Below are 14,431 nucleotides of genomic sequence, written 5' to 3' on the forward strand. Positions count from 1 at the left end.
AGGCCGCGCGCCCCAGGCCACCGGGCCATCCTCCCGGTGGGCCGTCCGCTCCATGGAGAAAGGCACTTTTCGTGCGTAACGTCCTGAAGTCCACCGCCGTCATCGCCACCGCGGGCCTCGCCCTCACGCTGACCGCCTGCAGCAGCGGCTCCTCGTCCGCCGGCTCCTCGCCGGACCAGCCGCTCACCGTGATCGCCAGCCCTACCCCGCACGCCCAGATCCTGGACTACGTGAAGCAGAACCTGGCCGACAAGGCCGGGCTGAAGCTGGACGTCAAGGTGGTCACCGACTACGTGACCCCGAACACGGCCGTCCAGGACGGCTCGGCCGACGCCAACTTCTTCCAGCACGTCCCGTACCTGGAGGACTTCAACAAGAAGCACGGCACCGACATCGTCTCCGTCGAGCCGGTGCACCTGGAGCCGCTCGGCCTGTACTCCAAGAAGGCCAAGTCCGTCGCCGACCTGTCCAACGGCGCCACCGTCGGCCTGCCCAACGACGCCACCAACGAGGGCCGCGCGCTCAAGCTGCTCGCCGCCGAGAACGTCATCAAGCTGAAGGACGGCGCCGGCACCTCCGCCACCCCGGCCGACATCGCCGACAACCCGAAGAACCTGAAGTGGAAGGAGCTGGACGCCGCCCAGCTGCCCCGCTCCCTCGGCGACCTGGACGCCGCGGTCATCAACGGCAACTACGCGATCGACTCCGGCCTGACCCCTGCCAAGGACGCCATCCTGCTGGAGAAGGCCGAGGGCAACCCGTACGCCAACATCCTCGCGGTGAAGAAGGGGCACGAGAACGACCCCCGGGTGGTGAAGCTGGCTCAGCTGCTGCACTCGGCCGAGGTCAAGAAGTACATCGACGACACCTTCAAGGGCTCGGTCGTCCCCGCCTTCTGATAGTTCGTATCAACTGCTCCACTGCGGTAGTTTGCCCACGGCCGACGGGCTTGCCGCGTCGGCGCCGATGCGCCGGCAGGCGGGTCGGACAGCCGGGCCCCCACGGACCACGTGCGGGGCCCGGTCGGGCAATATGCAGGTGGGACGGCCGCAGGGCACCGGAACTGACGGGCCGTCGCCGGATTTGCCGGTACGCTGACCTGGCCGAGTGCGGCTGGGGCGTACGGTGTGTCCACGACCCGGCGAGGAGAGACGGCATGGCAGCGAGCTTCCCCGAGACCGCCATCAGCACCGAGAGGCTGCTGTTGCGCCCCCTTGCGGACGAAGACGCCCCGGGCCTGGTCGCGATGATGGACGACGAGCCGGTGCACACCTGGACCGCCATCCCGCAGCCGTTCACCGAGGCCCACGCCACGGAGTGGATCCGCACCCTCGCCCCTGCCCGCCGGGCCGAAGGACGCGGAATCTCCTTCGCTGTCGCCGAGCACCTGACCCAGCGCCTGGTCGGCGTGGTCGAACTGCGCGGCACCGATTGGCGGCTGCGCTCCACCGAGGCCAGCTGCGTCATCGCCGCCTGGGCCCGCGGCGAGGGCTACGCCCCCGAGGCCCTGCTCGGCGTGGCCCAGTGGCTCTTCGAGGACCGCGGTTTCCTGCGCCTGGAACTGCGTACCGCCGCCGGCAACACCGCCGCCCAGCAGGCCGCCCAGAAGATGGGCTGCATCAGCGAGGGCGTACTGCGCAGTGCCTGGATAGTCCGCGGCGGCGACTGGACCGCCTCGGCCAGGCCGCCGGCCGGGTCCCCCGAGGACGAGAGCCGCAGCGACCTGATCCTGTGGAGCCTGCTGCCCGAGGACTTGGAGAGTGCCCAGGACGACAGCTGGGCCCAGCAGCGGTACGTGCTCCGCGACTGAACCGACGGCCGGGAGCGGACTGACGGTCGGGAGCGAACCAACCGTTCACCGTCCGGACGCGCACAGGTGTGCAGGTTGGCGACAGCGGACGGAGCGCACCCGGTAGCCTCTGCACCGGGACGGAGCGCAGATGGTCCGGACCAGTGTGCGTGGGGCGGACAGCGCCTCGGGGCGGAACATGCGAGGGAGAAAAGCCGCAGATGGCTGACCGGATCACGGTCATCGGGTGGGACGGCACGCCGCTGACGGAGGCGGCCGCCTCGGCACTGGCGGGGGCGACCCTGGTCGCCGGCGCCCCTTATCAACTGGCAGCGCTGCCGGTACCGGCGGACGCCGAGCGGATCGTGCTCGGCAGCATCGCGGCCGCCGCCCGGAAGATCGCAGAACACCGCGGCACCGTCGTGGTGGTCGCCGAGGGCGATCCCGGGTACTTCGGTGTGGTCCGCGCCCTGCGCAGCCCCGAGTACGGCCTGGAACTCGAGGTGCTGCCCGCCGTCTCCTCGGTGGCCGCCGCCTTCGCCAGGGCCGGGATGCCCTGGGAGGACGCCCAGGTGGTCTCCACCCACGGCGGACGCCTTCGCCGCGCGGCCAACGTCTGCCGGGCCAACCCCAAGGTCGCCGTGCTCACCACCTCGGATGCGGGCCCGAGCGAACTGGCCCTGATGCTCCGCGGCGTGCACCGCACCTTCGTGGTCTGCGAGGCGCTCGGTACCCCGGACGAGGACGTCACCGTGCTGACCTCCGAGCGGGTGCCGGACCACGTCTGGCGCGACCCCTCGGTGGTACTGGTGATCGGCGGCGGAAGCCAGGTCCAGACCGTGGACGAGACGGCCGGCTGGCTGGCCGGGAAGCCCCTCGGATTCCCTGGACCGGCGCGCGGCTGGGCGCTGCCCGCCGACGCGTACGCGGGCGTGGATCGCGGCGCATCCGCAGCGGATGCCGGCGGGCGCGCGCTGCCCCCGCACCTCCGTGCGCTGGCGGTGGCACGGTTGGGCCCGGTCCCGGGCGACCTGGTCTGGGCGGTCGGGGCGGCCAGCGGCGCCCTGGCGGTCGAGATCGCCCGGTTCGGCGCGGCCGTGGTCGCCGTAGAGGCCGATCGCTCGGCCTGCGCCCAGATCGCGGTCAATGCCCGCCGCTACGGGGTCGAGGTGGAGGCCGTCCACGGTGTCGGCCACGAGGTACTGGGCGGACTGCCCGAGCCGGACGCCGCGGTGGTCGAGGCGGGCGGCGCCGAGGCCGTCCGCGCCGTGGTCACCCGCCGTCCCGGGCGGTTGGTCGCGGTGGCCCACACGCTCGCCGAGGCCGAGGAGATCCACGAGGTCCTCTCCGGCGCGGGCTACCAGGTGGACGGCGCACTTCTGCAGTCCGCGCCGCTCGCCATCGGGCGCGGCGCGGCGGCGGGCCTGTCCATCGGCACAGGGGAGCAGGGCTTGATGCTCTGGGGTGAGCAGGGTTCCTGACCCTTCGTACCGTCCACACCCTCCCTGCACGGTTTGTCCGCTCCATGGACGTTTTCCGGCCGCTTTCCGGCGACTCTCGGGCTGCTCCCCGGTTGGTGGGCGGTGATTCCGATCGCATCCGGTCATGGATTCGAGAGCCTGTCAGTCGTGGCCGGTAGGGTGGCGTCCTGGCTGTGCCCGATGATCGGTGGGTCGTGCCCTGTTCGGTACGTTTGTCACCTTTTTGACGTGGTGCAAGCCACATCGGTCCGGAGTGCGGACATTCGACGCGGCCCGTGCCGGGCCGGAAGAATGCCGTAGGGTCCGGTGCGGTCGTGCCGCATGCCCCTGGTTCTCGTTGTCTCTGATGATGCGCCACCCCCGTTGGGGTGGTGCACAGGCCCGGGGGTGGCGCGCAGCGCGTCGGCGAGTCCGCCCTCGCGTGCCGATGCGGCGGACGCCAGTAGGTGGTGGACGGGCGGGCCGAAGCGCGGCTCGCCCCGAGCGGAGTTGGGCGCTGCGGTCGGCGGACCGCCTCGCCAAGGGCGCGGAAGCGGCCTGGAAGGAGCTTTGACATGACCGATGGCGGCCACGTCCCGAACGAGGGACTGCCGGAGCACCTGCTCGGCGGGGCCACGGCGCCGTCGCTCGGCGGAGCCGAGGTACTCGGCCTGCCGGAGGGCGTCGCCGTACCGGGGGCCGCCGTGCCAGGTGTCGCCGTGCCCGGAGTTCCGTCCGGGACGGGGATGCCCGGGGCGCCGATGCCCGGAATGCCGGGTATGCCGATGTCGGGTGCGGAGGGCATGCCGATGGCCGGCGGGCCGATGCCCGGGATCACCGTGCCCGCGCAGGGCGGTGAGGGCTGGGCGGCTGAACACCGCCCCGCGTACACCTTCCTCGACCAGCCGGACCACCTGGAGGACGAGGACGACGTCCTGCTGATGCCCGGCCCGCAGGCGTCCTGGGGCGAGTCGGTCGTGCACGGCCCGGTCGAGACGGTCATGGTCATGGACCAGAGCGCGCCCATGGCCGCGCAGGCCGGTCCCGCCGCGATGGCCGACACCATGACGCTGCGCACGGTCGACGGAAATGCCATTCCGCAGCAGGCCGCGCAGCACGCCGGTACTCCGGTCGAGCCGTCCTGGCCGCCGCTCGCGCCGCCGACCACCGAAGAGGCGGCGGGCCAGGGCGCCGCTGGTGTTCCGGGCGCCGCGGGTGCGCCGGTCGTGCCCGAGCAGCCGGCCGTGCCGGTTGCCCCGGCCGTACCGCAGGCCGCCGCCGCACCGGTGATGGCTCCTCAGCCGCAGCGGCGTCCGCTGCACGCGGGGCCGCCGATCCCGGACCCGTCGCTGATGACCGGCCAGGTGCCGGTGCGCTCGCTGGCCGACCGGGGTCCGTCCGGGGCCGAGCCGCAGGCCTTCGCGGGCCGTCCGGTGCCGCAGGGCGGTACGCCGGCGCACGGCGTCCCGGTCGTCGTACCGCCGGTGGCAGCCGAGCCTTCGGCCGCCCCGGTGGCTCCGGCTGCCGAGCCGGCTCCGGCCCAGGTACCGGTGGCGGAGCAGGTTCTGGCCCCGGAGCAGGCCCAGACGCAGGCCCCGGTCGAGGCGCAGCCGGCCGTGGCCGAGCAGGCCGCGGAGGCGCCCGCAGCGGAGGCTCCGGTGGAACCCGCAACCGCCGCTCCGGCCGTGGCGGCGCCGGCGGACGTTCAGGTGGAGGCCGATGCGGTGGAAGCCGCGGGCACCGACGCTGTGGACGCCGCGCCCGTGGAGGCTGCTGCCGCCGAGACCGTCCCGTCGGAGGCCCAGCCGGTGGTACCGGCTGCTGTCGAGGCAACCGCCGTCGAGGCTCCGGCCGCCGAGGCCGTCGTGGTGGAGGCGCAGGCCGTGCAGGCTCCGTCCGGCGAGGCCGCTCCCGCCCAGGAGACGGCGTCCGTACAGACATCCGCCCCGGAGGCGCCGACCGCAGAGGGCACTGCCCCTGAAGCGCCGATGGCCGAGGCTCCGGCCGGCGAGGCCCCCGCCGTGGACGCGCAGACCGCCGAGGCACCTGCGGCGGAGGCCCCGGCAGCGCAGGCCCAGGCAGCGCAGGCCCAGGTCCAGCAGGTCCAGGAGCCCGCAGCGGCCGAGGTGTCCGCGGAGAGCGCCGATGCGGCGCCCGCCGTCGACGCGGCGGCTGCCGAGACCGCCACCGCCGAGACCGCACCGCCCGCATCGGCCACTGCCGAGGCAGCCGCCACCGAGGCCCCGGCTGCGGACGTGCCCGCGGACGTGCCCGCCGAGGCGGCCGTCGAGCCGTCAGCCGCTGTCGAGGCCCCAGCCGCCGAGGCTCCGCCCGCCGAGGCGCCCGCCGAAGCCCCTGGCGCGGACACCTCGTCCGCCGAGGCGCCGGCGGCTGATGCCCCTGCAACCGAGGTCGTATCGACCGAGGCCGCACCGACCGAGGCCGCACCGACCGAGGCCCCGTCAGCGGCAGTTCCGGCCCAGGCGGCGACCCCGGTCCAGCCGCCGCGCCGGATCGCCGCCTTCCTCGCCGACCCGGCCCCGCACGGACTGCCGCTGGTCGACGCCGCCCCGGCCGCATCCGCCGAGCAGGCTGCCCCCGCCGCCCCCGCCGCCCCGGCCGCATCCGCCGAGCAGGTTGACCCCGCCGCCGAGCAGGTGCCTGTCGCCGAGCATGTGGCCGCTGCCGAGGTGGCACCCGCACAGACCCCCGACCAGGCCCCGGCCGCCGAGCCGACTCCCGAGACCGTCACGGGCACCGGCGAGGTCCCCTCCGCCCAGGCTGTCGAGGCCCCGGCCCAGCCGGAGCCGCAGCCCGCGCCTACCCCGGAGACCGAGGCTCCGGCCGAGGCCGGGCCTGCCGCTGACGAGCCCGCCACCGACGCGGCAAACCCGGAGACGACCGCCGAGGCGACCGACGCACCGGCCGCCACCGACGCCGCGACCGCTGACGCCCCGGAGAACGCCGTCTCCCAGGCCGCCGCCCCTGAGGACGCCGCCGCTCCCGAGGACGCCGCTGTTGAGCAGATCGACCGCGGTCCCGCCGCTCCCGGCTACGAAGAGGCCGGTCGCGACGCCGTCCACCAGGTGATCCGCGAGCGCCGGGACATCCGCAACGGCTTCCGCCCGGATCCGATTCCGCACGAGGTGCTGATCCGCGTTCTGGAGGCGGCCCACACCGCGCCCAGCGTCGGCTACTCCCAGCCGTGGGACTTCGTGGTGATCCGCTCCGCGAAGACCCGGCAGAAGATGCACGCACTGGCCGAGCGCCAGCGCGACGCGTACGCGGAGTCGCTGCCCAAGGGCCGGGCGAAGCAGTTCAAGGAAATCAAGATCGAGGCCATCCTCGAGACCCCGGTGAACATCGTGGTCACCGCCGACCGCACCCGTGGCGGTCGGCACACACTGGGCCGGCACACCCAGCCCCAGATGGCCCCGTACTCGGCAGCCCTCGCCGTCGAGAACCTCTGGCTGGCCGCCCGCGCCGAAGGCCTCGGCGTCGGCTGGGTGAGCTTCTTCGACGAGGAGGAGATGATCCGGGAGCTCGGTCTGCCTGAGCACCTGGACGTGGTCGCGTACCTGTGCGTCGGGTACGTCGACTCCTTCCCGGACGAGCCCGAGCTGCAGCAGCAGGGCTGGGCGAAGAAGCGCCCGCTGTCCTGGGTGGTGCACGAGGAGCAGTACGGCAACCGCGCACTGCCCGGCGAGGAGCGGCACGACCTGCTCACCGAGACCCTGCGCGGCATTCGCCCGCTGGATGCCAAGGCGCTCGGTGAGGCCTGGGACCGGCAGAAGCGGATGACCAAGCCGGCCGGCTCGCTCGGCCTGCTGGAGATCATCGCGGCGCAGCTGAGCGGCCTGAGCCGCAAGTGCCCGCCGCCGATCCCGGAGCCGGGCTGCGTGGCGATCTTCGCCGGCGACCACGGCGTGCACGCCCAGGGCGTCACCCCGTGGCCGCAGGAGGTCACCGCGCAGATGGTGTCGAACTTCCTGGCCGGGGGAGCGGTGGTCAACGCCTTCGCGGCCCAGGTCGGCGCCGAGGTGTGCGTGGTGGATGTCGGCGTCAAGTCCGAGCTGCCGGAGGCGATCCAGCAGGGCCGGACCACCGGTCTGCTGCCGCGCAAGGTCAAGCCGGGCACCGACGACATGACCCAGGGCCCGGCGATGAGCCGCGAGGAGGCGCTCAAGGCGATCGAGGTCGGTATCGAGACCGCCCGCGACCTGGTCGCGGCCGGGAACAAGGTGTTGATCACCGGTGACATGGGCATCGCCAACACCACCGCCTCGGCCGCGCTGATCGCGGTCTTCACCGGGCTCGACCCGGCCGAGGTGACCGGGCGCGGCACCGGTATCGACGACGCCACCCACCAGCACAAGGTCGAGGTGGTCCGCCAGGCGCTCGCCCTGCACCAGCCCGACCCGGCCGACCCGATCGGCGTGCTCTCCGCAGTCGGCGGCCTGGAGCACGCGGCCATCGCGGGCTTCCTGCTCGGCGCGGCGAGCCTGCGCACGCCGGTCATCCTGGACGGCGTGATCGCGGGTTCGGCCGCACTGGTCGCCAAGGCCATCGCCCCCGAGGTGCTCGCCGCCTGCATCGCGGGCCACCGCTCGGCCGAGCCCGGCCACGAGGCCGCGCTGACCAAGCTGGGCCTGCGTCCGCTGATCGACCTCGATCTGCGGCTCGGCGAGGGCACCGGAGCGCTGCTGGCCCTCCCGCTGGTGCAGAGCGCCGCCCGCGCGATGCACGATGTAGCCACCTTCGACTCCGCCGGAGTCACCGAGAAGAAGGCCTAGGCCCCGCCGACCCGTCGGCCGTACGATGCCGCCCCGGCGGCCGGCGTCGTACGGCCGGATCGCCCGCGCACCGCAGCGCACCAGGACGACCCGGCCACGAACACTACGGCCGGACCGGATCCCGGCTCCGCCGACGATCGCCCCCCCACCGGCCCGAGGGCGCGCCGGTGGGGGCGACCGCCACACCCGTAGAACACCGTCCGCCCGATCCAGGAGCCACGCCCATGAGCGCGCCCAGCCCGCACCCCAGCACCGAGGGCCTCACCCCGTACCCGGTCGGACTGCTGCTCACCGGCCGACGCGTGGTCGTGATCGGCGGCGGCCAGGTCGCCCAACGGCGGCTGCCCGCGCTGATCGCCGCCGGGGCGGACATCCACCTCATATCGCCCGGCACCACCCCGGCCGTCCAGGCCATGGCCGACACGGGGGAGCTGACCTGGCACCGGCGCGGCTACCAGGACGGCGACCTCGCCGAGAGCTGGTACGTGCTGGTCGCCACCGACGACCCGGCCGTCAACACCGCCGTCAGCGCCGAGGCCGAGCGCCTGCGGATCTTCTGCGCGCGCAGTGATGACGCCTCCGCCGCCACCGCCTGGACCCCGGCCGGCGGGCACGACGGCGGCGCCACCGTCGCCGTCCTCACCGGCGACCCGCGCCACTCCGCCGCGCTGCGCGACGCGATCGTGAACGGTCTGCGGGACGGCTCCCTGGCCGCCCGTCAGTACCGCTCGCACGGCGCGGGCGTGGCCCTGGTCGGCGGTGGCCCCGGCGACCCCGATCTGATCACGGTGCGCGGCCGCCGCCTGCTGGCCGACGCCGACGTGGTGGTCGCCGACCGCCTCGCCCCGCGCGAACTGCTCGCCGAACTGCCCCCGCACGTCGAGGTGATCGACGCCTCCAAGATCCCGTACGGCCGCTTCATGGCCCAGGAGGCGATCAACCGGACCCTGATCGAGCACGCCAAGGCGGGCAAGTTCGTGGTCCGGCTCAAGGGCGGCGACCCGTACGTCTTCGGACGCGGCGGCGAGGAACTGCTGGCCTGCGCCGAGGCAGGGCTGCCGGTCACCGTGGTCCCCGGCATCTCCAGCTCGATCAGTGTTCCGGCGGCCGTCGGCATTCCGGTCACCCACCGGGGGATGACCCACGAGTTCACCGTGATCTCCGGCCACGTCGGTCCGGACGACTCCCGCTCGCTGGTCAACTGGGAGGCCGCCGCGAAGATGAGCGGCACCCTGGTCCTGCTGATGGCCGTGGACAAGATCGGCCAGATCGCCGCCAAGCTGGTCGAGTGCGGCCGAGCGGCCGACACCCCGGTCGCCGTCGTCCAGGAGGGCACCACCGCGGCCCAGCGCCGGATCGACGCCACCCTGTCCACCGTCGCCGAGACGGTCGCCGCCGAGGACGTCCGGCCACCCGCCGTCATCGTCATCGGCGACGTCGTCAACGTCCTGGGGACGGCCCGCTAGGGGCCCGCCGGCCGAGGCGGACGGCGGGACGCGACGGCACGCCCGGCATCCAGCAGCGACTGGCGCCCCGTCACACCCACACGGCGGGATGCCACCCCTCACCGCCGAACCCCTGGCACCCGGCAGCGGCGAGCTCCCCGTGCCCCGGGGCCCTGGCCGGCGCATCCCCGCGTTTGGCCCAGGGCCACCCGAACGGGCAAGATCGGGCTCGTGTCCGAACCCCGCACCATCACCGATCCGGCAGATCCGCGCCTGGCCGACTACACCGGCCTGACCGACGTCGAGCTGCGCCGCCGCCGTGAACCCGCCGAGGGCCTGTTCATCGCCGAGGGCGAGAAGGTCATCCGGCGTGCCCTCGACGCCGGCTACCGGATGCGGTCGATGCTGCTGACCCCCAAGTGGCTGAGTGTGATGTCGGACGTGATCGCCGACGCCGAAGCCCCCGTCCACGTGGTCGAACCAGCCCTCGCCGAGGCCGTCACCGGCTACCACGTGCACCGTGGCGCGCTCGCCTCGATGGAGCGCAAGCCCCTGCCCGAGGCCGCCGAACTCCTCGCGGGCGCCCGCCGGGTCGTCGTCCTGGAAGGCCTGGTCGACCACACCAACGTGGGGGCCCTGTACCGCAGTGCGGCCGCCCTGGGCATGGATGCCGTGCTGCTCTCCCCGGACTGTGCCGACCCGCTCTACCGCCGGGCCGTGAAGGTCTCCATGGGTGCTGTCTTCTCCGTCCCGTACGCACGCCTCGACCCCTGGCCCGACTCACTGGAGGTCGTGCGGGCGGCCGGCTTCGCGGTACTCGCCCTCACACCCGCGCCCGATGCAGTCCCGCTCAACGAGGTGCCGGTCGACCTGCTGCGCAGGTGCGCCCTGATGCTGGGATCCGAGGGGGAAGGCTTGTCAGCCGAGGCGCTGGCGGCGGCCGACCTCAAGGTGCGGATTCCGATGGCTCACGACATCGACTCACTCAACATCGCCGCTGCGGCAGCAATCAGCTTCTATGCGGTTTCCCACCATCGTTGAGACGGCGGGGACAAGGTCGGACCGGAGGCAAGAACGCCTCCGGTCCGGCTGCTCGTCGATCGGCTTGCATTTCGTGGGGACTAGTTCAGACCGAACGTCTGCTGCTGCTCGGACTCCTCGTTGACCTCCAGGCCGTCCGCGGTGACCGTCAGGTGCGAGCCGTCGTCGAACAGCAGGTCCACGAAGAGGTTGAACCGCCACGTGTCGTTGCCCACCGGGTCGACCCGGAGAAGGACGTTGCCGCCCTGGAGGTCGTCCTTGCTGGCGTGGTTGATGAGAGTGAGGTTGTAGGGGCCGTTGTTGGTGTGGTCGTTGAACGGGCCGAAGGTGTCCGAGACGCGCGCGGCCGTGTGGCCGCTGCGGTCGCGGACCTCGATGGTGACGTTGGTGTCGTGATCCTTGTTCTCGTCGTTGGTGTGGAATGTCACGGTTGCTTCGGTCAGGTTCGCCATGGCCTCCTCCTCGATGGGCGTAACAGTCACTGCCCGAACCATCTCGGGCGAAACCGTCACAGCGGGAGCGGCCAGAGCGCGCCGCGCGAAACGGCGCACAGGGATCGCGGAGCGCCCCTCGAACCTTGCGACGTCAACGACCATGTTGACTGTGCCTCTGCCGACCACGGACGTGTGGCGGGTGGCGTTGTGGCCGGCGTCTCGGCGTCTCGGTGTGTGGCGTTGGCGCCGGCCACCATGATCACCGTTTGGGTGCTCCGCCGATTCCGGCGGAGCACCCACCTGCCCGCCGACCTCACCGGACCGAAACGGAGGGACGTCATGACGCCGAGCCCGGTACGCCACGGCCCGTTCGGGCTCAGCCGGAGGTGCCGCTCGATCCCGGGCTCGGCGTGGCGCCGCCACCCGTCCCGCCACTGACCCCGGAGCCCGGCCAGGACTCCTCCAGGCGGCCGTCGCCGCGGACGGTGTAGCGGGTGGTCGAGCCGCCGGACTGGGCGCGCTCCTCGCGCACCAGCGCACCGTTCTCCAGCCGCCAGGCCGTCGCCGCCTGCGCGTCCGCCACCGAGGACCGGGACGCCTGCAGCACGGGCGTCCCGCCGTTGAACGAGAACAGTTCCACCAGGTCCGCCGGTACCGAGCCCCCGGCCCGTCGCAGCACCACCAGGGCCGCGGGAGCGTCCCGGTACCGCGCGGGCAGGACGGTGCTCAGCGCGACCTGCGCGCCCTCCGTGGACCGCCCCTCCCGAAGCCGGATGGCCGGACCGCCCACCGGGTCGGAGTAACTGCGGTTCGGCCAGTCGACGTTCGGCACCGTGCCCGTCGCCGGTCCGAGCGTGGTGTCGCCCGTGCCGTGCGCGACCGCCGCGAACTTCGTCGGCGACTGGAGCACACTGTCCGCCGACAGACCGGCGCCGGCCCCGCTCCCGGCCGGGTGGCCACCCGCACTCTCGGGTGCGGACGGCGACACCGGGACGCCGGTGCGTCCCTGCCCCTGGTTGCTGCGGTTCTCGCACCCCTGCGCCGCCGCGATCGCCAGCGCCACACCGACGGTGACGGTCACGAAGACCACCACCCGCTGGCGCAGCAGCCGCCGCCGGGCCTCGGACGGCCCTCCGGGCGCCGGAGTGTGCTGACGGTCCCTCGGCCGGGCCGGACGCCCGGGCACCGGCGTCCGCCGGTCGCGTGCCGACTGCGGCTGCTCCCGTCGGGGCCGACGCTCGCGGGCCTCGGCCGGAGCGGAGTCCTGCCCCAGGTCCTGATGCGGCATCGGCGCGGTCACCGCCGGTGTTTCGGCCGGCGCCGGCGGCCGCCGCTGGGCCCCGGGCAGACCGCCCTGCGGTACACCGGCGCGTCGTGGCGCCTGCTGGGGCTGGTCGCCCGCCCAGCGTCCGCCCCGCCGCTCGTCCGCCGCCCGGCCCGCAGAGCCGGCCGTCGGACCGTCCGGCCCGTCGGGGGAGCCCCCGTTCGCACGGCCGCCCCGGGACGCCCCCTGCTGCCCGACCGCCGCACCGCGGACGGCGAGCTCGGTGAGCCGCTCGTGCAGCGCGGCCGCCCCGGGCCGCTCCGTCGGCTCCTTGGCCAGACAGGCCCGCACCAGCGGGGCCAGTGGCGGCGGAACCGCGGACAGATCGGGTTCCTCGTGGACCACCCGGTAGAGCAACACCTCGGAGGAGGCGCCGGACCCGAACGGCGACTCCCCGGTCAGCGCGTACGCCAGCGTCGCGCCGAAGGCGAATACGTCCGTGGCGGGCGTGACCGTGGCCCCCCGTACCTGCTCGGGTGCCAGGAAGCCGGGCGAGCCGACTGCGGTGCCGACGTGGGTGAGCGTGCTCGCCCCGCGCGACCAGGCGATGCCGAAGTCGATGATCCGCGGGCCCTTGGGGGAGAGCAGGATGTTGGACGGCTTGAGGTCCCGGTGCACCACCCCCGCCTCGTGCACCTTCACCAGCCCGTCGGCCAGCGCCGCGCCGATCCGGGCCGCCTCGCCCCAGGCCAGCGGCCCCTCGTCGCTGACCTGCTTGTACAGCGAGGGCCCGGGGACGTAGGCGGTGGCCAGCCACGGACGCTCGGCCTCGATGTCCGAGCCGACCACGCGCGCGGTGCAGCCGCCCCGGATCCGGGAGGCGGCCGCGATCTCCCGGGCGAACCGGGTGCGGAACTCCGGGTCCCCGGCCAGCTCGGCGCGGATCAGCTTGAGCGCGACCCGCTGCCCCTTGCGGTCGGAGCCGAGGTAGACCACGCCCATCCCGCCGGCCCCGAGCCGCCGGTGCAGCCGGTACGGACCGACGAGGCGGGGGTCCTCACGCCGCAGCCGCGTCATCGCCATGTCCGTGTTCCCGTTCAACCTGTGGGGTGACCCCCCGTAGGGTGGGGCACCGTCAGAAATCCTTCTGGCACAGCTTACGGACTGCGTGCTGCGGTGTGCTGATACGCAACACCTGTAGTGCTGGTCGGATTGTCCGACCGAGCCGGAAACCCTTTCCGAATCGCGCGAAACCACCCCCGCTGACCTGCGGTGGGACAGCCCCTCGGGGTCGGTCTCGGGGTTCCCTCGGGGATCCGATCGAACTCGTCTCCCCCTGCGGTAGTAGTCCCACCCGCTCCGCATCATCCTTCGGAATGCCGCCGGAACGGTACGCGGGCATGACGACCGGGCCTGCTCCCGTGAATACCTTTGATGTCAGCGGTGGGCGGCCGGCTCGTCCCCCGAGGTAAACCGCCCACCGCGTAGTCGGGCCCACCACCCAGTGGCCCGGAACGGCAGCAAGGCACGGGGAGGAACACGATCATGGCCAGGCAGTCCCGCTTCGGGCGGTCGCCGGAGCCCGGAAGCACCAGGCACCCGGCGGTGGCGATAGCCATGGCCCTGCCCTGCGCCATCCTCCTGCTGCTGCTCTTCGGCGGCTGGGAACAACTGGCGACGCAGACGAAGGCGGTCGCCGATCTGATCGGGCGCTGACTCTTGGGGAAGAGTCATGCGCCTGCCGAGAGCACCACGCACCGCCGGGGACAGACGCGGACGGGCGGAGGCGGTGCGTACGGCTTCTCGGCAGATTCGGGTGCCGGGTACGGAGGTCGGTGAGGGCCGTCCGTACCCGGCACCCTTTCGTTTCCAGTGCCTCTCCGCCCGCCGTCGAGGAGCGGGTCTTCGACAGGTCGGATCTTCGAGTCCTGAACGACCGTCGGAGAACGCCGAAGGCCGCGATCCGATGAGGATCACGGCCTTCGATCTTGCTGTGCGCGATACTGGGATTGAACCAGTGACCCCCACCGTGTCAAGGTGGTGCTCTCCCGCTGAGCTAATCGCGCCTGGTGAGGCGGTACTGCGTCAGACCCCGAGGGATCCGAGTGCGCGATACTGGGATTGAACCAGTGACCCCCACCGTGTCAAGGTGGTGCTCTCCCGCTGAGCTAATCGCGCCTGGTGAGGCGGTACTGCGTCAGACCC

The 14,431-nt window shown here is 73.3% G+C and carries 9 protein-coding genes and 2 tRNA genes; 7 read left to right on the forward strand and 4 right to left on the reverse strand.

The window, feature by feature from the left end; genetic code table 11:
• Positions 1–71 precede the first annotated feature (71 nt).
• The 6 genes from ABD369_RS16360 (at position 72) to ABD369_RS16385 (ending at position 10,528) form a co-directional block, all read left to right on the forward strand.
• Positions 72–899 (forward strand): MetQ/NlpA family ABC transporter substrate-binding protein, encoded by an 828-nt coding sequence (locus tag ABD369_RS16360; RefSeq protein ID WP_344637138.1) that lies wholly within the window; start codon positions 72–74, stop codon positions 897–899.
• A 257-nt stretch (positions 900–1,156) separates the two neighbouring features.
• Complete coding sequence (locus tag ABD369_RS16365) at positions 1,157–1,810, forward strand: GNAT family N-acetyltransferase (RefSeq protein ID WP_344637139.1); 654 nt, start codon at positions 1,157–1,159, stop codon at positions 1,808–1,810.
• A 200-nt stretch (positions 1,811–2,010) separates the two neighbouring features.
• Positions 2,011–3,270 carry a precorrin-6y C5,15-methyltransferase (decarboxylating) subunit CbiE gene (cbiE, locus tag ABD369_RS16370; protein ID WP_344637140.1) on the forward strand — a complete coding sequence of 420 codons (1,260 nt, stop codon included), beginning with the start codon at positions 2,011–2,013 and terminating at the stop codon, positions 3,268–3,270.
• Between the two features lie 554 nt (positions 3,271–3,824).
• Positions 3,825–8,042 carry a nicotinate-nucleotide--dimethylbenzimidazole phosphoribosyltransferase gene (cobT, locus tag ABD369_RS16375; protein WP_344637141.1) on the forward strand — a complete coding sequence of 1,406 codons (4,218 nt, stop codon included), beginning with the start codon at positions 3,825–3,827 and terminating at the stop codon, positions 8,040–8,042.
• A 224-nt stretch (positions 8,043–8,266) separates the two neighbouring features.
• A complete protein-coding gene (gene cobA / locus ABD369_RS16380; RefSeq protein ID WP_344637142.1) occupies positions 8,267–9,508 on the forward strand; it encodes a uroporphyrinogen-III C-methyltransferase in 1,242 nt (413 codons plus the stop codon).
• Between the two features lie 210 nt (positions 9,509–9,718).
• Positions 9,719–10,528 carry a TrmH family RNA methyltransferase gene (locus ABD369_RS16385; protein WP_344637143.1) on the forward strand — a complete coding sequence of 270 codons (810 nt, stop codon included), beginning with the start codon at positions 9,719–9,721 and terminating at the stop codon, positions 10,526–10,528.
• Positions 10,529–10,608: 80 nt separating this feature from the next.
• Here ABD369_RS16385 and ABD369_RS16390 read toward each other — a convergent pair whose 3' ends face one another.
• Together ABD369_RS16390 and ABD369_RS16395 are read right to left on the reverse strand one after the other, a co-directional pair.
• On the reverse strand, positions 10,609–11,010 hold the full coding sequence (locus ABD369_RS16390; RefSeq protein WP_344637144.1) for a hypothetical protein: 402 nt from the start codon (positions 11,008–11,010) through the stop codon (positions 10,609–10,611).
• Positions 11,011–11,338: 328 nt separating this feature from the next.
• Positions 11,339–13,309, reverse strand: a complete 1,971-nt coding sequence (locus ABD369_RS16395; protein ID WP_344637145.1) for a serine/threonine-protein kinase — start codon at positions 13,307–13,309, stop codon at positions 11,339–11,341.
• 462 nt (positions 13,310–13,771) lie between these two features.
• Here ABD369_RS16395 and ABD369_RS16400 point away from each other — a divergent pair, with 462 nt between their 5' ends.
• A complete protein-coding gene (locus tag ABD369_RS16400; RefSeq protein ID WP_344637146.1) occupies positions 13,772–13,942 on the forward strand; it encodes a hypothetical protein in 171 nt (56 codons plus the stop codon).
• A 278-nt stretch (positions 13,943–14,220) separates the two neighbouring features.
• On the opposite strand, the gene ABD369_RS16405 is transcribed toward ABD369_RS16400, so the two are convergent.
• Together ABD369_RS16405 and ABD369_RS16410 are read right to left on the reverse strand one after the other, a co-directional pair.
• Positions 14,221–14,292 (reverse strand) — tRNA-Val (locus ABD369_RS16405).
• 40 nt (positions 14,293–14,332) lie between these two features.
• Positions 14,333–14,404 (reverse strand) — tRNA-Val (locus ABD369_RS16410).
• Between the last annotated feature and the right edge of the window lie 27 nt (positions 14,405–14,431).

Source organism: Kitasatospora cystarginea, from assembly GCF_039533515.1.
GTDB lineage: Bacteria > Actinomycetota > Actinomycetes > Streptomycetales > Streptomycetaceae > Kitasatospora > Kitasatospora cystarginea.

What these genes read in the sequence shown, in the direction of transcription:
- ABD369_RS16365 (WP_344637139.1), top strand. Translation starts at nt 1,157, where the DNA reads ATGGCAGCGAGCTTCCCCGAGACCGCCATCAGCACCGAGAGGCTGCTG.
- cbiE (WP_344637140.1), top strand. Translation starts at nt 2,011, where the DNA reads ATGGCTGACCGGATCACGGTCATCGGGTGGGACGGCACGCCGCTGACG.
- cobT (WP_344637141.1), top strand. Translation starts at nt 3,825, where the DNA reads ATGACCGATGGCGGCCACGTCCCGAACGAGGGACTGCCGGAGCACCTG.
- cobA (WP_344637142.1), top strand. Translation starts at nt 8,267, where the DNA reads ATGAGCGCGCCCAGCCCGCACCCCAGCACCGAGGGCCTCACCCCGTAC.
- ABD369_RS16395 (WP_344637145.1), bottom strand. Translation starts at nt 13,309, where the DNA reads ATGGCGATGACGCGGCTGCGGCGTGAGGACCCCCGCCTCGTCGGTCCG.
- ABD369_RS16400 (WP_344637146.1), top strand. Translation starts at nt 13,772, where the DNA reads ATGGCCAGGCAGTCCCGCTTCGGGCGGTCGCCGGAGCCCGGAAGCACC.